The 530-nt window shown below is 60.9% G+C and carries 1 pseudogene; it reads right to left on the bottom strand.

Annotated features, from left to right (window positions below):
- Window positions 1-530: pseudogene (locus V8F51_RS31510) on the bottom strand (cell surface glycoprotein); the annotation flags it as partial.

Below are 530 nucleotides of genomic sequence, written 5' to 3'. Positions count from 1 at the left end.
GCCGCGTTCACGATGGCGTTCACCGTCACCAGCACGACGTTGCTCGTCGCCGTCGCGGTCTTCGTGCCGTTCACGCTCGCATTCGTGTTCGTCACCACGACATAGTAGTACTTCGTGCCGGCCGCTGTTGTCGGCGCGTTATAGCTCGCGCTCGTCGCTCCGCTCAGCAGCGTGCCGCCGGAAGTGCTGTTCGTCGTGTTGCTGTACCACTGGTAGCTGAGCACTCCGCCATCACTGACGCTGGCCGCCACGCTAAGCGTCGCCGTTCCACCCACGTTCACCGTCGTAGCCGTCGGCTGCGTTCCTATAGTCGGCGTTGCCGCATTCATAATCGCGTTCACCGTCACCAAGACAACATTACTTGTCGCGGTCGCCGTCTTCGTCCCATTCACGCTCGCATTCGTGTTCGTCACCACGACATAGTAGTACTTCGTTCCCGCTGCTGTCGTCGGTGCGTTATAGCTCGCGCTGCTCGCTCCGCTCACAAGCGTGCCTCCGGACGTACTGTTCGTCGTGTTGCTGTACCACTG

The sequence above is a fragment of the Paenibacillus sp. YIM B09110 genome, assembly GCF_037167145.1.
In the GTDB taxonomy this organism is placed as follows: Bacteria; Bacillota; Bacilli; order Paenibacillales; family Paenibacillaceae; genus Pristimantibacillus.
This window is presented reverse-complemented; position numbering and strand designations above follow the sequence as displayed.